Raw genomic sequence first — 17,275 nt, 5'->3', positions numbered from 1 at the left:
CCCCTCCGGCGGGGCGTGCGTACGCAGCCTCGCCGAAGACCGCGGGCCCGGCCGTCCGTACGACCGCGGAGACCATCACCGCGGAGGTGATGGACCCGGGTGTTTCTTGGATGTCAGGGCGTACCGTCATGGACGCACAGGGCGCTCCGCATTCGATGTCGCCCCATCGTGTTAGCGCGGCCGCCGTTTCGGGGGCGTCCAAGACCACCCGGGTCAAATCCGTGTCGTTCTGTGAACGCGGCTGTGTTTTCTTCTTCGGCCATGACATGGCTGGTCAGGGGTGCCGTCGCGGGGTGACGGACAGAGCCGGGTGTGATGGTGGGAATGGTGTGCCCTCGGGGATGGTGTTTCTTCGGGGAGTGGTTGGTGGATGGGTATGAGTGTGGTGGGGCCAGCTTTGTTTCTGTGGTGTGGTGATGGGGTGGGTTGACGGCGGCCCGGTAAGTGCGGCTGTTCTGCCCTGAGGAAACGTGCCGTTTTCTATGGTCGTGCGATCGGCGTGACGCGCCGCGGCTTCGGCCCGGTCGGAAGGCGTCGCCGCGGCTGAGCGCGCAGCCGTGCCGCGCCGAGCCGCCGGGCCGGGTTCGCAGACCGGTCGCCGGGCCGGGTTCGCAGACCGGTCGCCGGGTCGGGTTCGCAGATCGGCCGTCAGGTCGGGGTTCGTAGACCGGTCGCCGGGTCGGGGTTCGCAGATCGGCTGTCGGGCCGGGTTCATGGATTGGTGGCCGGGCCGGGTTTGCAGATCGCTGCCCGTCCCGGCGGCGGGACGGGCGGGGCGCGTGACGGCTTCACCCGCTCACCGAAGAGCTGCCGCCTCTTGCGCCGCACACGCTGCCGCAGGACGGTTTCTGCTGGGGCGGTGCCTGGATCCGGATGCGCTTCGCCCAAGGGCCGTTGCCCTTGGAAAGCGGGGGTGCGACTGATGGTCGCGCCGCTCAAGTGCCTGGGCGGCTTGCGCGTTGAACCGCGTCGACGCCGCGGCCGAACCGCTCGGCCTGGGTGATCAGCTCGTCGTCGCCGGGCGGCGCCAGCTCGTCGGCCACGGACGCCAGTCCCCCGCGGCGAAGATCGCGCTGGCGGCGGGCTGCGAAGCGCCCGCGGGCGCCTGCCGGCGCTCCAGTGGCGCAGGGGTGGCGGCTTGGTCCTCGCCTCCACGACACGCCAGTGCCGCTTCCGCCGGGCGGGTGGCCTGCGTCGGGTTTATCGGGGTGGGAGGCTTGGAATCGGAAATTTGGGTGGGGGGAGAGGTGTTGTCGAGGGGGAGTGAGGTCTTGACTACGACCTGTCATCGGTTTGGTGCTTAGTGCTACCATCCGGGCGAGGTGGTCAGAACGTGCGGACCTGGCGGATGATCTTGCGGCGGAGTTGGATTCGGCGGCTACCGTCTGGGTAGAGGCGCAGGCGGTCGAGTTCCCAGCCGCCGTGTTCGGCGTGCTCGGTCAGCACCTGCCGGGCGGTGTCACGCGTGGTGCCGCGCGGCAGTCTCAGAACGAGATAGGTGTACTCCACCATCGCGGACCATTATGACCTGGCCGCGGCCGGCGGGTAAGCCCGGAGGCGGCCTTGGTCCGCGGTTCCGGTGGCGACGTGTCATCCTGTCTGAGGTTCGCAGCGGTGAGACAGGTGGTTCGCTCCCACGGTGGGGGCGATGGGCAACGGTGGGAACTCTCGGGCATGAAAACGTCGTCAAGGAACGTTGTTAGCTAGCTCGTGCAAGAAGACCAGACAGCGAGGTTGGAGCGACTGTGCCAGCCAAGAACGGCACTGCGAAGCGTGGTCAGGGCGGGGGAGACCGGGGAACCGGCACCCGCCTGGTGATCGTCGAGTCGCCCGCGAAGGCGAAGACGATCGCCGGATACCTGGGCGGCGGCTACGTCGTCGAGTCCAGTATCGGCCACATCCGGGATCTTCCCAGGGCCTCGGAGGTGCCGGCCAAGTACAAGGGCGAGCCGTGGGCCAAGCTCGGCGTGAACGTCGAGAGCGGGTTCGAGCCGCTCTATGTCGTCAACAGCGACAAGAGGCAGCAGGTACAGAAGCTCAAGAAGCTGCTGGCCGAGGCGGACGAGCTCTACCTCGCGACGGACGAGGACCGCGAGGGCGAGGCGATCGCCTGGCACCTGCGCGAGGTCCTCAAGCCCAAGGTGCCGGTGCACCGGATGGTCTTCAACGAGATCACCCCGGACGCCATCCGCGCCGCCGCGGCCAACCCCCGCGACCTCAACCTGCTGCTGGTGGACGCTCAGGAGACCCGCCGGATCCTGGACCGGCTGTACGGGTACGAGGTCTCCCCGGTGCTGTGGAAGAAGGTCATGCCGGGCCTGTCGGCGGGACGGGTCCAGTCCGTGGCGACCCGGCTCGTGGTGGAGCGGGAGCGGGAGCGGATCGCGTTCGTCCCGGCGCACTACTGGGACATCCAGGCCGAGTTCGACACCGGCAAGGAGATCGAGGGCGAGCCGCCGGTGTTCAAGACCGGGCTGGTCTCGGTCGACGGGAAGCGGGTGGCGCAGGGCCGCGACTTCGCCTCCGACGGCACGCTGAAGACCCGTGACGTGCTGCACCTGGACGAGGACGCGGCACGCGCCCTGGCCGGGCGGCTGACGGGGCGCCCGTTCGAGGTCAAGTCGGTCGAGCGCAAGCCGTACACGCGCAAGCCGTATCCGCCGTTCCGGACGACCACGCTGCAGCAGGAGGCCAGCCGCAAGCTGAACTTCTCCGCCAAGTACGCGATGTCGGTGGCGCAGAAGCTGTACGAGAACGGCTTCATCACCTACATGCGGACCGACTCGATCACGCTGTCGGAGACCGCGATCACGGCGGCGCGGCGGCAGGCGACGACGCTGTTCGGGGCGCAGTACGTGCCGGACAAGCCGCGGGTGTACCAGAGCAAGGTCAAGAACGCGCAGGAGGCGCACGAGGCGATCCGCCCGGCGGGCGAGACGTTCCGGACGCCGGCCGAGACGGGCCTGAGCGGCGACCAGTTCCGGCTGTACGAGCTGATCTGGAAGCGCACGATCGCCAGCCAGATGAAGAACGCCGAGGGCCAGTCGGTGTCGGTGCGGGTCACCGGCACCTCGACGGGCGGCGAGGTGGCGGAGTTCGGCGCGACCGGCAAGACGATCACCTTCCACGGGTTCCTGAAGGCGTACGTGGAGAGCGCCGACGACCCGTCCACCGACCGGGACGACCAGGAGCGGCGGCTGCCGTCGCTGGCCGAGGGCGACGCGCTGGCGGCGCGGTCGATCCAGGCGGAGGGGCACTCGACCCGCCCGCCGGCCCGGTACACCGAGGCGAGCCTGGTCAAGGAGCTGGAGGACCGGGAGATCGGGCGGCCGTCGACGTACGCCTCGATCATCGGGACGATCATCGACCGCGGCTACGTGTTCAAGAAGGGTACGGCGCTGGTGCCGTCCTTCCTGGCGTTCGCCGTGATCAACCTGCTGGAGCAGCACTTCGGCAACCTGGTCGACTACGACTTCACCGCGCACATGGAGGACGGTCTCGACGAGATCGCCCGGGGCGAGGCGGAGCGGGTCCGGTGGCTGGAGCGGTTCTACTTCGGTGACGGCGACGGCGGCGAGGGCGGTCTCAAGGAGCTGGTCGGCGACATCGGCGACATCGACGCCAAGGGGATCAGCTCGTTCCCGATCGCGGGCACCGACATCATGGTGCGGGTGGGCCGGTACGGGCCGTACCTCGACCGGGACGGCGCGCGGGTCAACATCCCCGAGGACATGGCGCCGGACGAGCTGGACGCGGCCAAGGCCGAGGAGCTGTTCGCGCAGCCGAGCGGTGACCGGGAGCTGGGCGTCGACCCGGGGACCGGGCATGTGATCGTGGCCAAGAGCGGGCGGTTCGGCCCGTACGTGACCGAGATCCTGCCGGAGCCGGAGGCCCCGGCGGCGGGCGCGGACGGCAAGCCGGCGCCGAAGCGGCGGGCGAAGAAGGACGCGCCGAAGCCGCGCACGGGTTCGCTGTTCAAGTCGATGTCGCTGGACACGGTGACGCTGGAGGACGCGCTCAAGCTGCTGTCGCTGCCGCGGATGCTGGGCGAGCTGGACGGCGAGCCGGTGACGGCGCAGAACGGCCGGTACGGGCCGTACCTGAAGAAGGGCGCCGACAAGGGCGAGAGCCGTTCGCTGGGCTCGGAGGACGAGCTGTTCACGGTGACGCTGGAGCAGGCCAAGGAGCTGTTCGCGCAGCCGAAGCAGCGCGGGCGCGGGCGGCAGGCCGCGGCGGCGGCGCCGCTGCGGGAGCTGGGCGATGATCCGGCGAGCGGGAAGCCGGTGGTGGTGAAGGAGGGCCGGTTCGGTCCGTACGTCACCGACGGTGAGACCAATGCCAGCCTGCGTAAGGGTGACGAGGTCGAGTCGGTGACGATCCAGCGCGCTGCGGAGTTGCTGGCGGAGCGTCGTGAGAAGGTGGCCGCGGGCGGGGGGAAGAAGAAGGCGGCGCCTCGGCGTCGCACCTCCGCAAAGTCCGGTTCCTAGGACATCTACGCCGATACCCTGACCGACATGAACAGAACGGGCGCCTCCCGGCCGCTGCGGGCCGCCGAGTCACAGCCGGGCGAGTCGGCGATCAGGCCGTTCCGGCGGCTGTGGATCGCGCTCTCGCTGTCCAGTCTCGGCCACTGGCTGAGCGTTCCGGCGCTGACCGCGCTGGCCGGGACGCTGACCCGCGGCGACGACCTGCCGGTACGGGCGCAGGCGATCGCCGGGGTGCTGGTGCTGATGGTGCTGCCGGCGCTGCTGCTGGGGCCGCTGGCGGTGCTGGTGGCGGGACGGCTCGACCGCCGGATCACCATGGCCGTGGTCGACGTCGTCCGGTTCGCGCTGGTGCTGTCGGTGCCGCTGGTGGACGCGGTGCCGTGGACGCTGGCGGCGGCGTTCCTGGTGGCGTTCGCGACGCTGCTGTGGATTCCGGTGGCGGGCGGGGCGCTGCCCGCCCTGGTCGACGGGGAGCCTGAGGAGCGGTACGAGGAGGCCCGGCGGTCGCTGCTGCGGGGCGTGTACGGCTCGGCGCCGGTCGCCGCGGTGCTGTTCGCCGTGCTGGCGCTGATCGCGGACGCGGTGTTCGGGGTGGCCGAGCGGGCCGATCTGGCGGTGTACGCGACCGCGGTGGTGTTCCTGGTGGCGGCCGCGGTGACGTTCACCGCACGCGAGCTGTCGGCGGTGGATGCGGGCGCGGCCCGCGCGCCGGGTCTGGGCACGATGTCGGCGCCGCTGAAGCTGCTCTTCCAGGGCCAGCGCCGCTCCGGGCGGGCGCTCCCCGACGGGCCCCCGGTCGCCGGGGCCGGCGCGGACGCCGAACAGGCCGGCGCCCACGCCGCCGTGCCGCCGGGCGCGGGCGCGATCCGCGGGCTCGCCCTCGCCGGGACGGTCATCGCGCTCCCGGCCGCGGCCCTCATCGCCGTCGCCCGGCTGCACGCCCGCGACCTGGGCGGCGGGGACGCCGGCTACGGGTCGCTGCTCGGCGGGCTGGCGATCGGCGCGGCCTTCGGGCTGTTCCTCGGCCCGCGCATGCTGGCGCCGTTCAGCCGCCGCCGCCTGCTCGGCCTGGCCGTGATCACCGCCGCGCTGGCGCTGGTCCCGGTGGCGCTGGTGCAGAACCTGGCCGTCGTGGTGTTCCTGGCGGCGTTCCTGGGCCTGGCCTGCGGGGTCGCCTGGGCGGTGGGGACGCGGCTGGCCGGCGACGCCGCCCGCTCGTACGCCTACCTGCGCGCGCTGGCGCTGGTCACCGGGCTGATCGCGGTCGCCGCGGTGCCGCCGCTGGCCGGGCTGATCGGCGCGCACCGGATCTCGCTGGGCGAGGCCGTGTACGACCTCGGCGGCCCCGGCGTCGCGCTGCTGATCGTCGCGGTGCTGTCGGTGCCGGCCGCGGTGGTGGCGTTCCGCCGCCTGGACGACCGGCGCGGCATCCCGCTGCCGCCCGACCTGTCGGCGGCGCTGCGCGGGCACGTCTACACCCCGCCGGAGCAGGCCGAGGCCGGTCCGGCGGTGGTCCGCGACCGGGGCGTGTTCATCGCGTTCGAGGGCGGCGAGGGCGCGGGCAAGACCACGCAGGCGCGGCTGGCCGCGATCTGGCTGCGCGACCACGGCTACGACGTGGTGTCGACGCAGGAGCCCGGCGCCACCAAGATCGGGATGCGGCTGCGGGCGATGCTGCTGGACCGCGAGACCACCGGCCTGTCCGCGCGCGCCGAGACGCTGCTGTACGCCGCCGACCGCGCCGACCATGTGGCCAACGTCATCCGCCCGGCGCTGGAGCGCGGCGCGATCGTGGTCACCGACCGCTATGTCGACTCCTCGCTGGCGTACCAGGGCTTCGGGCGGGAGCAGAACGTGTCCGCGATCGCCCGGGTGAACGCGTGGGCGATCGGGGGGCTGCTGCCCGACCTGACCGTGCTGCTGGAACTGCCGCCGGAGCAGGGGCTGGGCCGGCTGGCCTCCCCGGCCGACCGGATCGAGTCCGAGCCGCCGGAGTTCCACGAGCGGGTCCGGGAGGGGTTCCACGCCCTGGCCGAGGCCGACCCGGACCGCTATCTGATCGTGGACGCGAGCCGTCCGCAGGCCGAGATCACCCGCGAGATCCAGTACCGGATCCGGGAGATCCTGCCCGACCCGATCCCGTCCGGCACCGAGGACGTCACCAGCACCTTCCCGGCGATCACCGACGCCTGACCCCGCGCCCTCCCGGTACGCGCCGTTCCGGTGCCGCCGAGCCCGTAGCCTTGACCCCATGAGCGTCTGGGATGACCTGGTGGGGCAGGGGCCGGTCGTCGAGCAGCTGCGCTCGGCCGTGGAGACCGACGGGAAGATGGCGCACGCCTGGCTGTTCACCGGGCCGCCCGGGGCGGGGCGTTCGGCCGCGGCCAGGGCGTTCGCCGCGGCGCTGCAGTGTGCGGAGAGCCCGCGCGGGTGCGGGCACTGCGCGTCCTGCCACCAGGTGCTCCAGGGCACCCACGCCGATCTCGAGGTGGTGCGGCCCGCGGGGCTGTCGTACGGGGTGAAGGAGACCCGCGAGCTGGTGCTGCGGGCGTCGTCGTCGCCGAGCGGCGGGCGGTGGCAGATCGTGCTGTTCGAGGACGCCGACCGCGCCACCGAGGCGGCCGCGAACGCGCTGCTGAAGGCGATCGAGGAGCCGCCGCCGCGGACGGTGTGGCTGCTGTGCACGCCGTCGCCGGACGACCTGCTGGTGACGATCAGGTCGCGGTGCCGGCTGGTGACGCTGCGCACCCCGCCGGTGGCCGCCGTCGCCGAGGTGCTGGTGCTGCGGGACGGCGTCGACCGGGAGACCGCCGAGTTGGTGGCCCGGGCCGCGCAGGGGCACATCAGCCGGGCGCGGCGGCTGGCGACCGATCCGGAGGCGCGCCGCCGCCGGGCGGAGGTGCTGGCGGTGCCGCGCCGCCTGACCGGGGTGTCGCCGGCCGTGACCGCCGCCGAGGCGCTGGTGAAGGCCGCCGAGGCGGAGGCCAAGGTGATGACCGAGGAGCTGAACGAGAGCGAGACCAGCGCGCTGCGGCAGGCCCTCGGGGAGAGCGCCAAGGGGCGGATGCCGCGCGGCACGGCCGGGGCGCTGAAGGAGCTGGAGGACCGGCAGAAGTCCCGGGCGACCCGGGTGAAGCGCGACTCCCTCGACCGGGCGCTGCTCGATCTGGCGTCCTACTACCGGGACGTGCTGACGCTGCAGCTCGGCGCGGGCTCGGAGCTGGTCAACACCGATCTGGCCGCGGAGCTCCGGACGGCCGCCGGGCGGGGCACGCCCGAGGGCACGCTGCGGCGCCTTGACGCGATCATGGACTGCCGGGAGCGGCTGGAGGCGAACGTGAACCCGCTGCTGGCGGTGGAGGCGCTCACGCTGGCGCTCCGCACCTCCTGAGCCTCTGACCTGCCCGGCCGGCCCATCTGGGGCATTGGGGGCGTTTTCCGGCGTTGGGGCGATAACAGGAGTTCTGCCCTTTCGTTACATATCCGTACGCCTTCCTCAACATCAACACGCGTAGCGTCTCCTGGCTGAGTCCATAAAACGGGCTCATCCCCCCAAACCAGGAGGTGTGCATTGCGGCGCGCCGTGATCACAGCCGCGGCAGCGTGCGCCGTCGTCACCACGACGGCACTCGCGCTGCCCGCGTCGGCAGTACCGAGCAAGCCTCAGGAGCCCGGAACGTCCAGCGAGTACGTCGTCCTCTACAAGGACGGCGCCTCCCTCGACCAGGCCCGGGCGGCCGTGAAGGCGGCCGGCGGCACCATCGTCCGCGAGAACACCGACGTGGGCGTCGCGACGGTCCGGACGTCCAACGCGCGGTTCACCGCCCTCGCCGCCCGGCAGGGCGCGCTGGACGGCGCCGCCGCCAACCGCGTCATCGGCAAGGCTCCCAAGACCCCCTCCGCGCCCGCCGCCGGCAAGGGCGTCGAGCGCGAGACGGGCGTGCGCGGCCCCGTCCAGGTGAAGAAGCCGGCCAAGGGCGAGGAGCCGCTGGCCGACATCCAGTGGGACATGAAGCAGATCAACGCGACCGCCAAGGGCTCGTACAAGACCGAGCCGGGCGACCGGCGCGTGCTGGTCGGCGTCATGGACACCGGCGTGGACGGGAACCACCCCGACATCAAGCCCAACTTCAACGGGAAGCTGAGCCGGAACTTCACCACCGACATCCCGGTCGACGCCAACGGCGGCGAGGTCGACGGGCCCTGCGAGGACGAGCCCGACAAGTCCTGCAACGACCAGGCGGACGTGGACGAGAACGAGCACGGCACGCACGTCGCCTCGACCATCGCGTCCCCGCGCAACGGCCTGGGCATGGCCGGGGTCGCGCCGAACGTGTCCCTGGTCAACATCCGGGTGGGCCAGGACTCGGGCTACTTCTTCCTGCAGCCCACCGTGGACGGCCTGACCTACGCGGCCAAGACCGGCATCGACGTGGTCAACATGTCGTACTACATCGACCCGTGGCTGTGGAACTGCGCCACCAACCCGGCCGACTCCCCCGAGGACCAGGCCGAGCAGCGCACCATCATCAAGGCCACGCAGCGGGCGCTGGACTACGCGCACAAGCGGGGCGTGACGCTGGTGGCGGCGGCCGGCAACGAGTCGGTCGACTACACCAAGACCAACGTGGACTCCTCCAGCCCGGACTTCGCGTCGGAGCCGGGTGAGGCGCCGTACGAGCGGACCGTCCCCGCCAGTTGCATCTCGCTGCCGTCCGAGGGTGAGAACGTCATCCCGGTGTCGGCGACCGGCATCAGCACCCGCAAGTCGTACTACTCCAGCCACGGCAACGGGTACGTCGCCGTGGCCGCCCCCGGCGGCGACAAGGTCGACACCGCCGACGGCAAGCCCGACGACGCGCGCGGCATCTGGGCCGCCTACCCCGAGGCGATCGCCCGCGCCCGCGGCGAGCTGAACCCGGACGGCTCCCCGAAGACCAGCCGCGTCGTGCGCGACTGCAAGGGCGGCACCTGCGCGTACTACCAGTCGATCCAGGGCACCTCGATGGCCTCGCCGCACGCGGCGGGGGTCGCCGCCCTGATCGTCAGCAAGTACGGGAAGCCGGACCGCGCGCGGGGCGGCCTCACCCTGTCGCCGCGGACCGTGGAAGGCGTCCTGCGCGGCACCGCCAACGCCAAGGCCTGCCCGAGCCCCAGCACGGTCGAGTACGTCTGGTACCGGCTGGAGAACGGCCAGTGGGTGAAGTACACGTCCAGCCAGACCTGCGAGGGCGGCAAGGAGCGCAACGGCTTCTTCGGTGACGGCATCATCGACGCCCTGGGCGCCGTCAAGCGCTGAGCGTTGAACACTGAGCGGTGAACGCTGAGCGTTGAGCTGAAGCCGAGCGTGGCCCCCGGCCGGGGAGGGTTCCCGGGCCGGGGGCCACGTCGTTGTCGGAGCATCCGGGGGGCTCGGGCAGGATGGAGCCATGCCGTACCGCGTCACCTTCGTCTGCACGGGCAACATCTGCCGCTCGCCGATCGCCGAGTGGGTCCTGCGCCACCATGTGGAGGAGGAGGGCCTCGAGGTCGAGGTGGACAGCTCCGGGACGGGCCCGTGGCACGCCGGGGACGGCGCCGACGACCGTACCGTCGAGGCCCTGCGGCGCGCCGGATACCGGTCGGCGCACATCGCGCGGCAGTTCGAGGCGGGCTGGTTCGACTCCTACGACCTGATCGTCGCCCTCGACCGCGGGCACCTGCGGGATCTGCGCGCGATGGCGCCGGACGAGAAGGCGCGCGCGAAGATCCGGCTGCTCCGCGAGTTCGACCCGGCCGCGGGCGGCGCCGATCTCGACGTCCCCGACCCGTACTACGGCGAGCACGCCGACTTCGACCACGTCCTCGCGCTGGTGGAGGCCGCCGTGCCCGGCCTCCTCGACGAGATCCGCCGGACGTAGGAGGGGGGCGGGCCGTGCTTCGCCGGGAAAGGGTCGAGGAGCTGCTCGGCGGGGGCGTACGGGTCGAGCATGTCAGTGACCTGGGCTCCAGCCACGCCTGGACGCTCCACCGGGCGGCCCTCTCCGACGGCCGCGAGATCTTCGTCAAGGCGGCCTTCGACCAGCCCGGGGTGTTCGCCGCCGAGGCGGCCGGGCTGCGCTGGCTGGCCGAGGGCCGCGGCACCTCCGGCCCGCCCCCGCCCGTGCCGGAGGTGCTGGCGGACGACGAGCGCATGCTGGTCCTGCCGTGGCTGCCGTCCGTGGCGCCCGGCGCCGAGGCCGCCGAACGGTTCGGGCGCGAACTGGCGGCCATGCACACCTCCGCCCCCGCCCCCGGCGCGTACGGCGCCCCCTGGGACGGCTTCATCGCCGATCTCCCGCTCGACAACACGGTCGTGGAGGGCCAGTGGCCGCGCTGGTACGCCGAGCGCCGCCTGGAGCCGTTCCTGCGCCGCGCGCGGCGATCGCTCACGTCCGCCGACGTGGGGCTGGTCGAGCGCGTCATCGAGGAGATCGACGTCCTCGCCGGCCCGCCCGAGCCGCCGTCCCGCATCCACGGCGACCTGTGGTCGGGCAACGTCCTGTGGACGGACGGCCGCTGCATGCTGATCGACCCGGCCGCGCACGCGGGGCACCGGGAGACCGATCTGGCCATGCTGGAGCTGTTCGGCGCCCCGCACCTGGACCGGGTCCTCGCCGCCTACGACGAGGCCGCGCCCCTCGCGGACGGGTGGCGGGAGCGTGTCCCACTGCACCAGCTGCATCCCCTGCTGGTCCATGTCGCCCTGTTCGGCGAGGGCTACCGGGCGCGGACGGTCGAGGCCGCCCGGGCCGCCCTGGCCATCGCCCACTGACCACGCTCCCCGGAGAGTCTCAGGCGCGGGCCAGTCGGCTCAGGTCGTGCAGCCGCACGGTCCGGTCGCCGTCGGCGCCGCCGGTGGCCATGACCGTCCCGCCGCGGTTCACCGCCAGCCCCCGGACCGGCCCGGAATGGCCGGTCAGCGTGGTGATCGGTGCCCGCTCCGGGCCCTCCCAGGCCGCCGCGAGCACGTCCCACACGCGGACGGTGGCGTCGTCGGACGCGGTCACGGCGATCTTCCCGCCGAGCCCGAACGCCACGGCGTTGACGTCCGCCGCGTGCCCGGCCAGCGGGCCGAGCGGACGGGCGCCGCCGTCGGTGCTCCACAGCCGCAGCTCGCCGCCGTCGACGGTGGCCGCGTGCGTCCCGTCCGGGCTGAACGCCAGCGACTCGCCGGGCGCGCGGTGCCCGTCCAGCGTCGCCACCAGGGGGCTGCGGAACCGCCGCCGCACGTCCCAGAGCCTCGGCTGCCCGCCGTGCCCCCAGGACAGCAGCAGCCTGCCGTCCGGGCTGAAGCACAGGCTCCACGGGTTCTCCCGCTGCCCGGTCAGCACGTGGAAGCGCTCGTTCCGCGCGGTTTCCCACAGCTCGATCTGATACTCGTCGCTCCCGTGGACGGCGGCCGCCACCGCGAGGACGCGCCCGTCGCCGGTGAAGGCCATCTCGCCGGAGGTCTGCTCGGCGTTGTCGCAGTCGACCCGCACGCTGGCCCCGCCGGCCTCGTGCAGCAGCACGCCCTCCCGGACGTCGGACTTGGTCGCCAGCAGCACCCGGCCGTCCTCGCGGCAGCCGACGGCGACATGGGTGAAGCGGCCGTCGGTGTCGAGGACCGGCTGCGGCGCCCGTCCACGCGCGACGATCGAGAACACGGCGCCGTCGCCGACGATCAGCCTGCCGTCGGCGAGGAAAACGGCGAGGGCGTCGTCCGTGCCGCCGGGCGAGCGGGCGACGGTGAGCAGCCTGCGGCCGGTGGCCACGTCCCAGAGCCAGGCCGCGGGCCCGCCGTCCACCGCGGCCGGTACCGCGGTCGCCAGCACCGAGCCGTCCGGGCTGAGCGCGAGCCGGTCGATCGAGCAGGGCAGGTCGTCCAGGGAGGTGGGCTCGCTCCCCTGGACGAACGCAGGCGCCGAGGGGCGTTCGGGGGCGGCGGCGGTTCCAGCCGCGGCGGACAGGAGCCGGGCGGCCTCCTCCGCTGCCATGCGCTGCCCGGGGTCCTTGCGCAGCAGCCCTTCGAGGACGGGACGCAGCGGCCCCGCCCTGCGCGGCGGCTCGGGCTCCTCGGTCATCAGCGCCGCCAGGACGGCCATGGGGGTGGCCCCCTGGAAGGGTGGACGCCCCTCGACCGCGGCGTACAGCGTCGCGCCCAGGGCCCACAGGTCGCTCGCCGGTGACGCGGCGTTCGACCGCACCTGCTCGGGCGCCATGTACGCGGGTGTGCCCAGGATCGCACTGGACGCGGTCAGGACGGTCATCCCCTCGGCGGTGGCGATGCCGAAATCGGTGATCACGACGCGCCCGCCGTCCAGGAGCACGTTGGCCGGCTTCACGTCCCGGTGGACGACCCCGGCCGCGTGCGCGGCGACCAGTCCCGCCAGCACCTGGCCGCCGATCTCCGCCGCCCGCGCGGGCTCCAGCGGGCCGGGCCGCAGCTCGTCGGCGAGGCTGCGGCCGGCGACGAACTCCATGACGATCCAGGGGCGCTCGTCGTGCCAGACGACGTCGTGGACGGTGATGATCGAGGGGTGCCGCAGCCGCGCGGCCGAGCGCGCCTCGCGCATCGTGCGCGCGTACCAGGCGGTCAGGTCGGCGCCGGGGACGCCGGCCGGGGGCAGCACCTCCTTGACCGCGACCTCCCGGTGAAGGACCTGGTCATGGGCGCGCCACACGGCGCCCATGCCGCCGCGTCCCACCGGCTCCGCGAGGCTGTAACGTCCGCGGAGGACGGGGTGCGGATCTTGCGGCATGGGGCGACTCTAGCCGGGACGCCCGGCCGGGCGCCCGGCCCGGCGTTCAGCCGGTGGTCGGAGGGCGGGTCGGACGATCTCCGGCGTGGTGCCGCATTCGCTTCGAGTTGGTAACTCCGCAAACCTGGCTGTTTGTCGCCAGGAAGATGAGATAGAAACGACGGGTCGATGAACGGGGCAGGATCGGAAGGGCGGGTGCGGCGTTACCCCTATGGACGGTAAGCACAAGGATCCGGCTCCGGGCGGCGGGCTCGGCGCCGCCTGGCGGGGCATCGTCCCGATCGGTGTCGCCTCGTTCGTGGCCCTCGCGATCGGCGGCGGCGTGGACATCGTTCACCGGCACCAGAAGTCCGGCGAGAAGGAGCGTTCCGCGCAGCCCGCGGCGGAGCGGGACGAGACGGGGCCGCGCCACGTGGTGGCGATCCGCGGGGCGGGCGGCGCCCTGGTCGTCCGTGACGTCCGCAGCGGGCGCGATGTCGGACTTCCGGTCGCGGCCCCGCGCGCCCAGCGCTTCCAGCGGGTGGCCGCGGCGGGCGACGGCTCGTTCGTGGTGGCCGCGGCGGCGTCCGGGCAGGTGACGTTCCAGCGGCTGCGGCTGAACGAGGACGGCGGCCCCGAGGAGCTCGCGGCGCTGCCGAAGGCGGCCGTGACGGGCGCGTCCACGGCCTGGTCCGACATGGCCGTGGCCCCGGACGGCGACCGGATCGCGTACGTGACGTACCAGAGCGGCGGCATCGGCCGGCTGGAGGTCGTCTCCGCGCAGACCGGGCAGCGCAAGGCGTGGACGACCAAGACCCCCGCCCGCGTGAGCAGCCTGTCGTGGGCCGGTGCGACGCTGTCGTTCGTGTGGAGCCCGACGCGCAAGGTCGGCGGGCGGATCGTCCACCAGGTCAGGACGCTCGACACCGCGGCGGCCCCCGGCGACCTGAAGACCAGCAAGCCGGTGCTGAAGCTGCCCGAGGGCAGCAGCGGCGCGGCCGTGCTGGGCCGGGACGGCCGCACCATCGTGGCGGGCCTCGCGCAGAACGCGCAGATCACGTTGCAGGCGTTCGCGATCGACACGGGCCGTCCGGGCGGGGTGCTGTGGCGGCAGAAGGGGGCGGGGCAGGTCACGCGGGTGTCGGCCGACCACGCCGGGGAGCACCTGCTGGTCCTGGCGAGCGACGGGCGGCTGCACATGGACGGCGCCCAGCCCATGCCCGCGGACGATCTGGTCGACGCCGCCTGGTGACCCGCGGCCGTGACGTGCGGCGGTGAATTCCGTTCGACTTCCGGGTGGTGGAACAACGTAGGGTGTTCCCACGAAACCGGGCGAACGGAGCGAAACCGTGGGCATGGTGATGGCCGTCAGTTTCACCCGCTACGGACGCCTCTACTACCTCGACCCCGGCCCGCACTCGCCCCGGGTGGGCGACAGGGTGCTGGTGCCCACGGACGCGGGTCCCGAGGTGGCCGAGTGCGTCTGGGCGCCGCAGTGGGTGTCGGAGGACATCGACGGGCTGCCCGTCTGCGCCGGGCCCGCCACCGACGAGCACCTGGCCCGGGACGAGGGCAACCGGCGCCGCCGGGCCGAGGGCAGGAGCATCGCCAAGCGCCTGATCCGCAAGCACGAGCTGCCGATGAAGGTCATCGGGGTGGACTACCTCGACGCCGACAACGTCTTCAAGATCTACTTCACCGCGCCGCACCGGGTGGACTTCCGCGCGCTCGTCCGGGACCTGGCCCGCAACATCAAGGCCCGCGTCGAGCTGCGCCAGGTGGGCCCGCGCGACGAGGCCCGCCTGCAGGGCGGCATCGGCCCGTGCGGCCGCGACCTGTGCTGCGCCACCTTCCTCAAGGACTTCGAGCCGGTGTCGGTGCGGATGGCCAAGGAGCAGGACCTCCCGGTCAACCCGCTGCGCATCGCCGGGGCGTGCGGCCGCCTGATGTGCTGCCTCAAGTACGAGCACCCCCTGTACATGGAGTTCAAGGAGAAGGCGCCGCGGCTGGGCGCGGTGGTCGACACGCCCGAGGGGCAGGGGCAGGTCATCGGCTACAACGTCCCGGGCGACAAGATCACGGTGAAGGTCGGCTCGCGGCGCTGCTCGTGCCCCTCGGCGTCGGTGTGCTCGCCGCGCAAGCAGCACGACGCCCACTACGGCGAGTCGTCCGACTGAGGGTGAGCGGGACGGACGCCGAGACGCTGGACGGGACGCCGGTGCGGCGGCTGCGCGTGGGCGACGACCTGGCGGCCTGCACCGAACTCGCGCAGGACCGCGACTGGCCTCCCGAAGAACACAAGTGGCGGCTGCTGTTCCGGATCGGCCGGGTGTACGGGGTGGACGATCCCGCCTCCCCCGGCAGGCTCGCCGGGACGGTCGTGTCGACGCCGTACGGGCGGGACGTCTCCGCGATCAGCATGGTCCTCGTCGCGCGCCGGTACGAGCGGCAGGGCCTGGGCGGGCGGCTGATGAGGCACGCGCTCGACCACTGCGGCACGGCCGGCGCCTGCCTGACGGCCACCGAGTACGGGCGTGTCCTTTACGAGCGGCTCGGCTTCCGCGCGGTCGGGAAGTGCGTCACGTACAAGGGCGAACCGTCTGGACGGGCGGGCTCCGCGGGTGCGGCGTCCCGGCGGTTCGAGGACGGGGACATGGCGGACGTGCTCGCGCTCGACGCCGAGGCGTTCGGCGCTCCGCGGACCGAGCTGCTCCGGCGCCTCCCCTCGTTCTGCGAGGACTTCCGCGTCGTCCGCGGCGAGGGAGACGGGCCGCTGCTGGGATTCGGGGGCGCGTGGCGCAACGGGGACCTGCTGATGGTCGGCCCGGTCACCGGACGGGACGCGACCACCGCGCTCGGCCTCGTCGAGGCCCTCGCCCTCACCGACGGGGTGGCCGGGACGGTGGTGCGGCTCGACGTCGACCGGCGGCATCCCGAGCTGCTCGAATGGGCCGAACGGAACGGGATGAAGGTCGCGTTCACCACGACCGTCATGGAGTACGGCGCGTCGGCCGGCGGCGATCAGTCGCGGCTGTTCGTCCCGGTGATGCAGGCACTCGGCTAGAGGCCGGCGTCGGGGTCAGTGGGAGCGGAAGCGGCCAGGGCCGCCGCGCCACCGTTGCGAGCGGGTGCGCGGGACGGCGCCCGCGCAGCAGCGGCTCTCCCGGGGCGCCGGCGCGGACGAGGCCGGTGATGGCGGAGCCGGGGCGGAGCGGGACGCGGGCGTTTGCGACGTCCGGTGGACGGGGAAATCGCCGCGCAGGATCGCCTCGTGCAGTTCGCGGAGCTCCCGTCCCGGCTCGAGACCGAGCTCCCTGGACAGGATGCGCTGGCCCGTGCGATAGACCTCCAGCGCCTCGCTCTGCCGGCCGGCGCGCACCAGCGCCATCATCAGCAGGCCGCGCATCCGCTCACGGAACGGATGCTCGGTGACCGGCCCCCGCAGGCCGCCGATCAGCTCGTGGTGGCGGCCCAGGAGCAGCCCCACCTCCGCGGCCTCCTCGATGGCGGTGAGCCGCAGTTCCTCCCAGCGGAGCGCGCCCGCGACGATGAGGGCGCGGTCGAGGTCCGCCAGCACCGGTCCGTCCCAGAGCGACAGCGCCGCCCCGAACAGCTCCGCCGCCTCCCGGTGGCGGCCCGCCCGCACGGCCGCCCGCGCCCGCCCGATCGTCCGCGCGGCCGTCACGGCGTCGACCGTGCCCGCCTCGGGCGCGATCCGGTAGCCCGGACCCGCGGTCTCGATCACCCGGCGGGTACAGCCCGCGTCCCGGAACGCGCGGCGCAGCCCGGAGACCGCGATGGCGATCTGGGTCTGGGCCGTGACGGGCGGCTCCCCGTCCCAGACCGCCTCCACCAGCCGGTCCACCGGCACGATCCGGCCCGGCTCCAGCAGCAGCGTCGCCAGGACGAGCCGGGTCCGGCCGTCCCCGAGATCGACCGGTCCCCGCCGCGCACCCGCGCGCAGGGGGCCCAGAATTCGGAACATCACGCTTTCGGTCACCCGATCCGTCACCCTTTCCGTGGCGGTCAATCCGTCTCGATCTCGCG

At 73.2% G+C, this 17,275-nt stretch carries 12 protein-coding genes; 9 read left to right on the top strand and 3 right to left on the bottom strand.

What is annotated here, in order from left to right:
• Positions 1-1,326 precede the first annotated feature (1,326 nt).
• Positions 1,327-1,512 carry a DUF5703 family protein gene (locus ACFPZN_RS33925; protein WP_378286399.1) on the bottom strand — a complete coding sequence of 62 codons (186 nt, stop codon included), beginning with the start codon at positions 1,510-1,512 and terminating at the stop codon, positions 1,327-1,329.
• Positions 1,513-1,745: 233 nt separating this feature from the next.
• On the opposite strand from ACFPZN_RS33925, the gene topA reads away from it, so the two are divergent.
• The 6 genes from topA to ACFPZN_RS33895 all read left to right on the top strand — a co-directional run bounded on the left by topA (position 1,746) and on the right by ACFPZN_RS33895 (position 11,280).
• A complete protein-coding gene (topA, locus tag ACFPZN_RS33920) occupies positions 1,746-4,487 on the top strand; it encodes a type I DNA topoisomerase (RefSeq protein WP_378286398.1) in 2,742 nt (913 codons plus the stop codon).
• Positions 4,488-4,514: 27 nt separating this feature from the next.
• Positions 4,515-6,680, top strand: a complete 2,166-nt coding sequence (gene tmk, locus ACFPZN_RS33915) for a dTMP kinase (RefSeq protein ID WP_378286397.1) — start codon at positions 4,515-4,517, stop codon at positions 6,678-6,680.
• Between the two features lie 58 nt (positions 6,681-6,738).
• A complete protein-coding gene (locus ACFPZN_RS33910; protein WP_378286396.1) occupies positions 6,739-7,878 on the top strand; it encodes a DNA polymerase III subunit delta' in 1,140 nt (379 codons plus the stop codon).
• A gap of 180 nt (positions 7,879-8,058) precedes the next feature.
• Entirely contained in the window at positions 8,059-9,786 is a 1,728-nt protein-coding gene (locus ACFPZN_RS33905; RefSeq protein ID WP_378286395.1) for a S8 family peptidase, read from the top strand.
• A 130-nt stretch (positions 9,787-9,916) separates the two neighbouring features.
• Positions 9,917-10,387 (top strand): low molecular weight protein-tyrosine-phosphatase, encoded by a 471-nt coding sequence (locus ACFPZN_RS33900; protein WP_378286394.1) that lies wholly within the window; start codon positions 9,917-9,919, stop codon positions 10,385-10,387.
• A gap of 14 nt (positions 10,388-10,401) precedes the next feature.
• A complete protein-coding gene (locus ACFPZN_RS33895; RefSeq protein WP_378286393.1) occupies positions 10,402-11,280 on the top strand; it encodes a fructosamine kinase family protein in 879 nt (292 codons plus the stop codon).
• Positions 11,281-11,299: 19 nt separating this feature from the next.
• Here ACFPZN_RS33895 and ACFPZN_RS33890 read toward each other — a convergent pair whose 3' ends face one another.
• Positions 11,300-13,249 (bottom strand): WD40 repeat domain-containing serine/threonine protein kinase, encoded by a 1,950-nt coding sequence (locus tag ACFPZN_RS33890; protein WP_378286392.1) that lies wholly within the window; start codon positions 13,247-13,249, stop codon positions 11,300-11,302.
• 211 nt (positions 13,250-13,460) lie between these two features.
• Here ACFPZN_RS33890 and ACFPZN_RS33885 point away from each other — a divergent pair, with 211 nt between their 5' ends.
• The 3 genes from ACFPZN_RS33885 to ACFPZN_RS33875 all read left to right on the top strand — a co-directional run bounded on the left by ACFPZN_RS33885 (position 13,461) and on the right by ACFPZN_RS33875 (position 16,292).
• Entirely contained in the window at positions 13,461-14,480 is a 1,020-nt protein-coding gene (locus ACFPZN_RS33885) for a hypothetical protein (RefSeq protein WP_378286391.1), read from the top strand.
• Between the two features lie 103 nt (positions 14,481-14,583).
• Positions 14,584-15,405, top strand: a complete 822-nt coding sequence (locus ACFPZN_RS33880; RefSeq protein WP_378286421.1) for a PSP1 domain-containing protein — start codon at positions 14,584-14,586, stop codon at positions 15,403-15,405.
• Positions 15,406-15,407: 2 nt separating this feature from the next.
• A complete protein-coding gene (locus ACFPZN_RS33875; protein WP_378286390.1) occupies positions 15,408-16,292 on the top strand; it encodes a GNAT family N-acetyltransferase in 885 nt (294 codons plus the stop codon).
• Between the two features lie 15 nt (positions 16,293-16,307).
• On the opposite strand, the gene ACFPZN_RS33870 is transcribed toward ACFPZN_RS33875, so the two are convergent.
• The gene (locus ACFPZN_RS33870; RefSeq protein WP_378286389.1) at positions 16,308-17,228 is read right to left on the bottom strand and encodes an AfsR/SARP family transcriptional regulator; all 921 of its coding nucleotides are present in this window, start codon (positions 17,226-17,228) and stop codon (positions 16,308-16,310) included.
• Positions 17,229-17,275 lie beyond the last annotated feature (47 nt).

It is taken from the genome of Actinomadura rugatobispora (genome assembly GCF_042656285.1).
GTDB classification, from domain to species: domain Bacteria; phylum Actinomycetota; class Actinomycetes; order Streptosporangiales; family Streptosporangiaceae; genus Spirillospora; species Spirillospora rugatobispora.
Note: the sequence above shows the minus strand (reverse complement) of the source record. Positions and strands in the feature narration are given on the sequence as shown.

Bases quoted from the DNA above. Each gene is read 5' to 3' on its own strand.
- ACFPZN_RS33925 (WP_378286399.1), bottom strand. From the start codon at position 1,512: ATGGTGGAGTACACCTATCTCGTTCTGAGACTGCCGCGCGGCACCACG.
- tmk (WP_378286397.1), top strand. From the start codon at position 4,515: ATGAACAGAACGGGCGCCTCCCGGCCGCTGCGGGCCGCCGAGTCACAG.
- ACFPZN_RS33910 (WP_378286396.1), top strand. From the start codon at position 6,739: ATGAGCGTCTGGGATGACCTGGTGGGGCAGGGGCCGGTCGTCGAGCAG.
- ACFPZN_RS33900 (WP_378286394.1), top strand. From the start codon at position 9,917: ATGCCGTACCGCGTCACCTTCGTCTGCACGGGCAACATCTGCCGCTCG.
- ACFPZN_RS33890 (WP_378286392.1), bottom strand. From the start codon at position 13,249: ATGCCGCAAGATCCGCACCCCGTCCTCCGCGGACGTTACAGCCTCGCG.
- ACFPZN_RS33885 (WP_378286391.1), top strand. From the start codon at position 13,461: ATGGACGGTAAGCACAAGGATCCGGCTCCGGGCGGCGGGCTCGGCGCC.
- ACFPZN_RS33880 (WP_378286421.1), top strand. From the start codon at position 14,584: ATGGTGATGGCCGTCAGTTTCACCCGCTACGGACGCCTCTACTACCTC.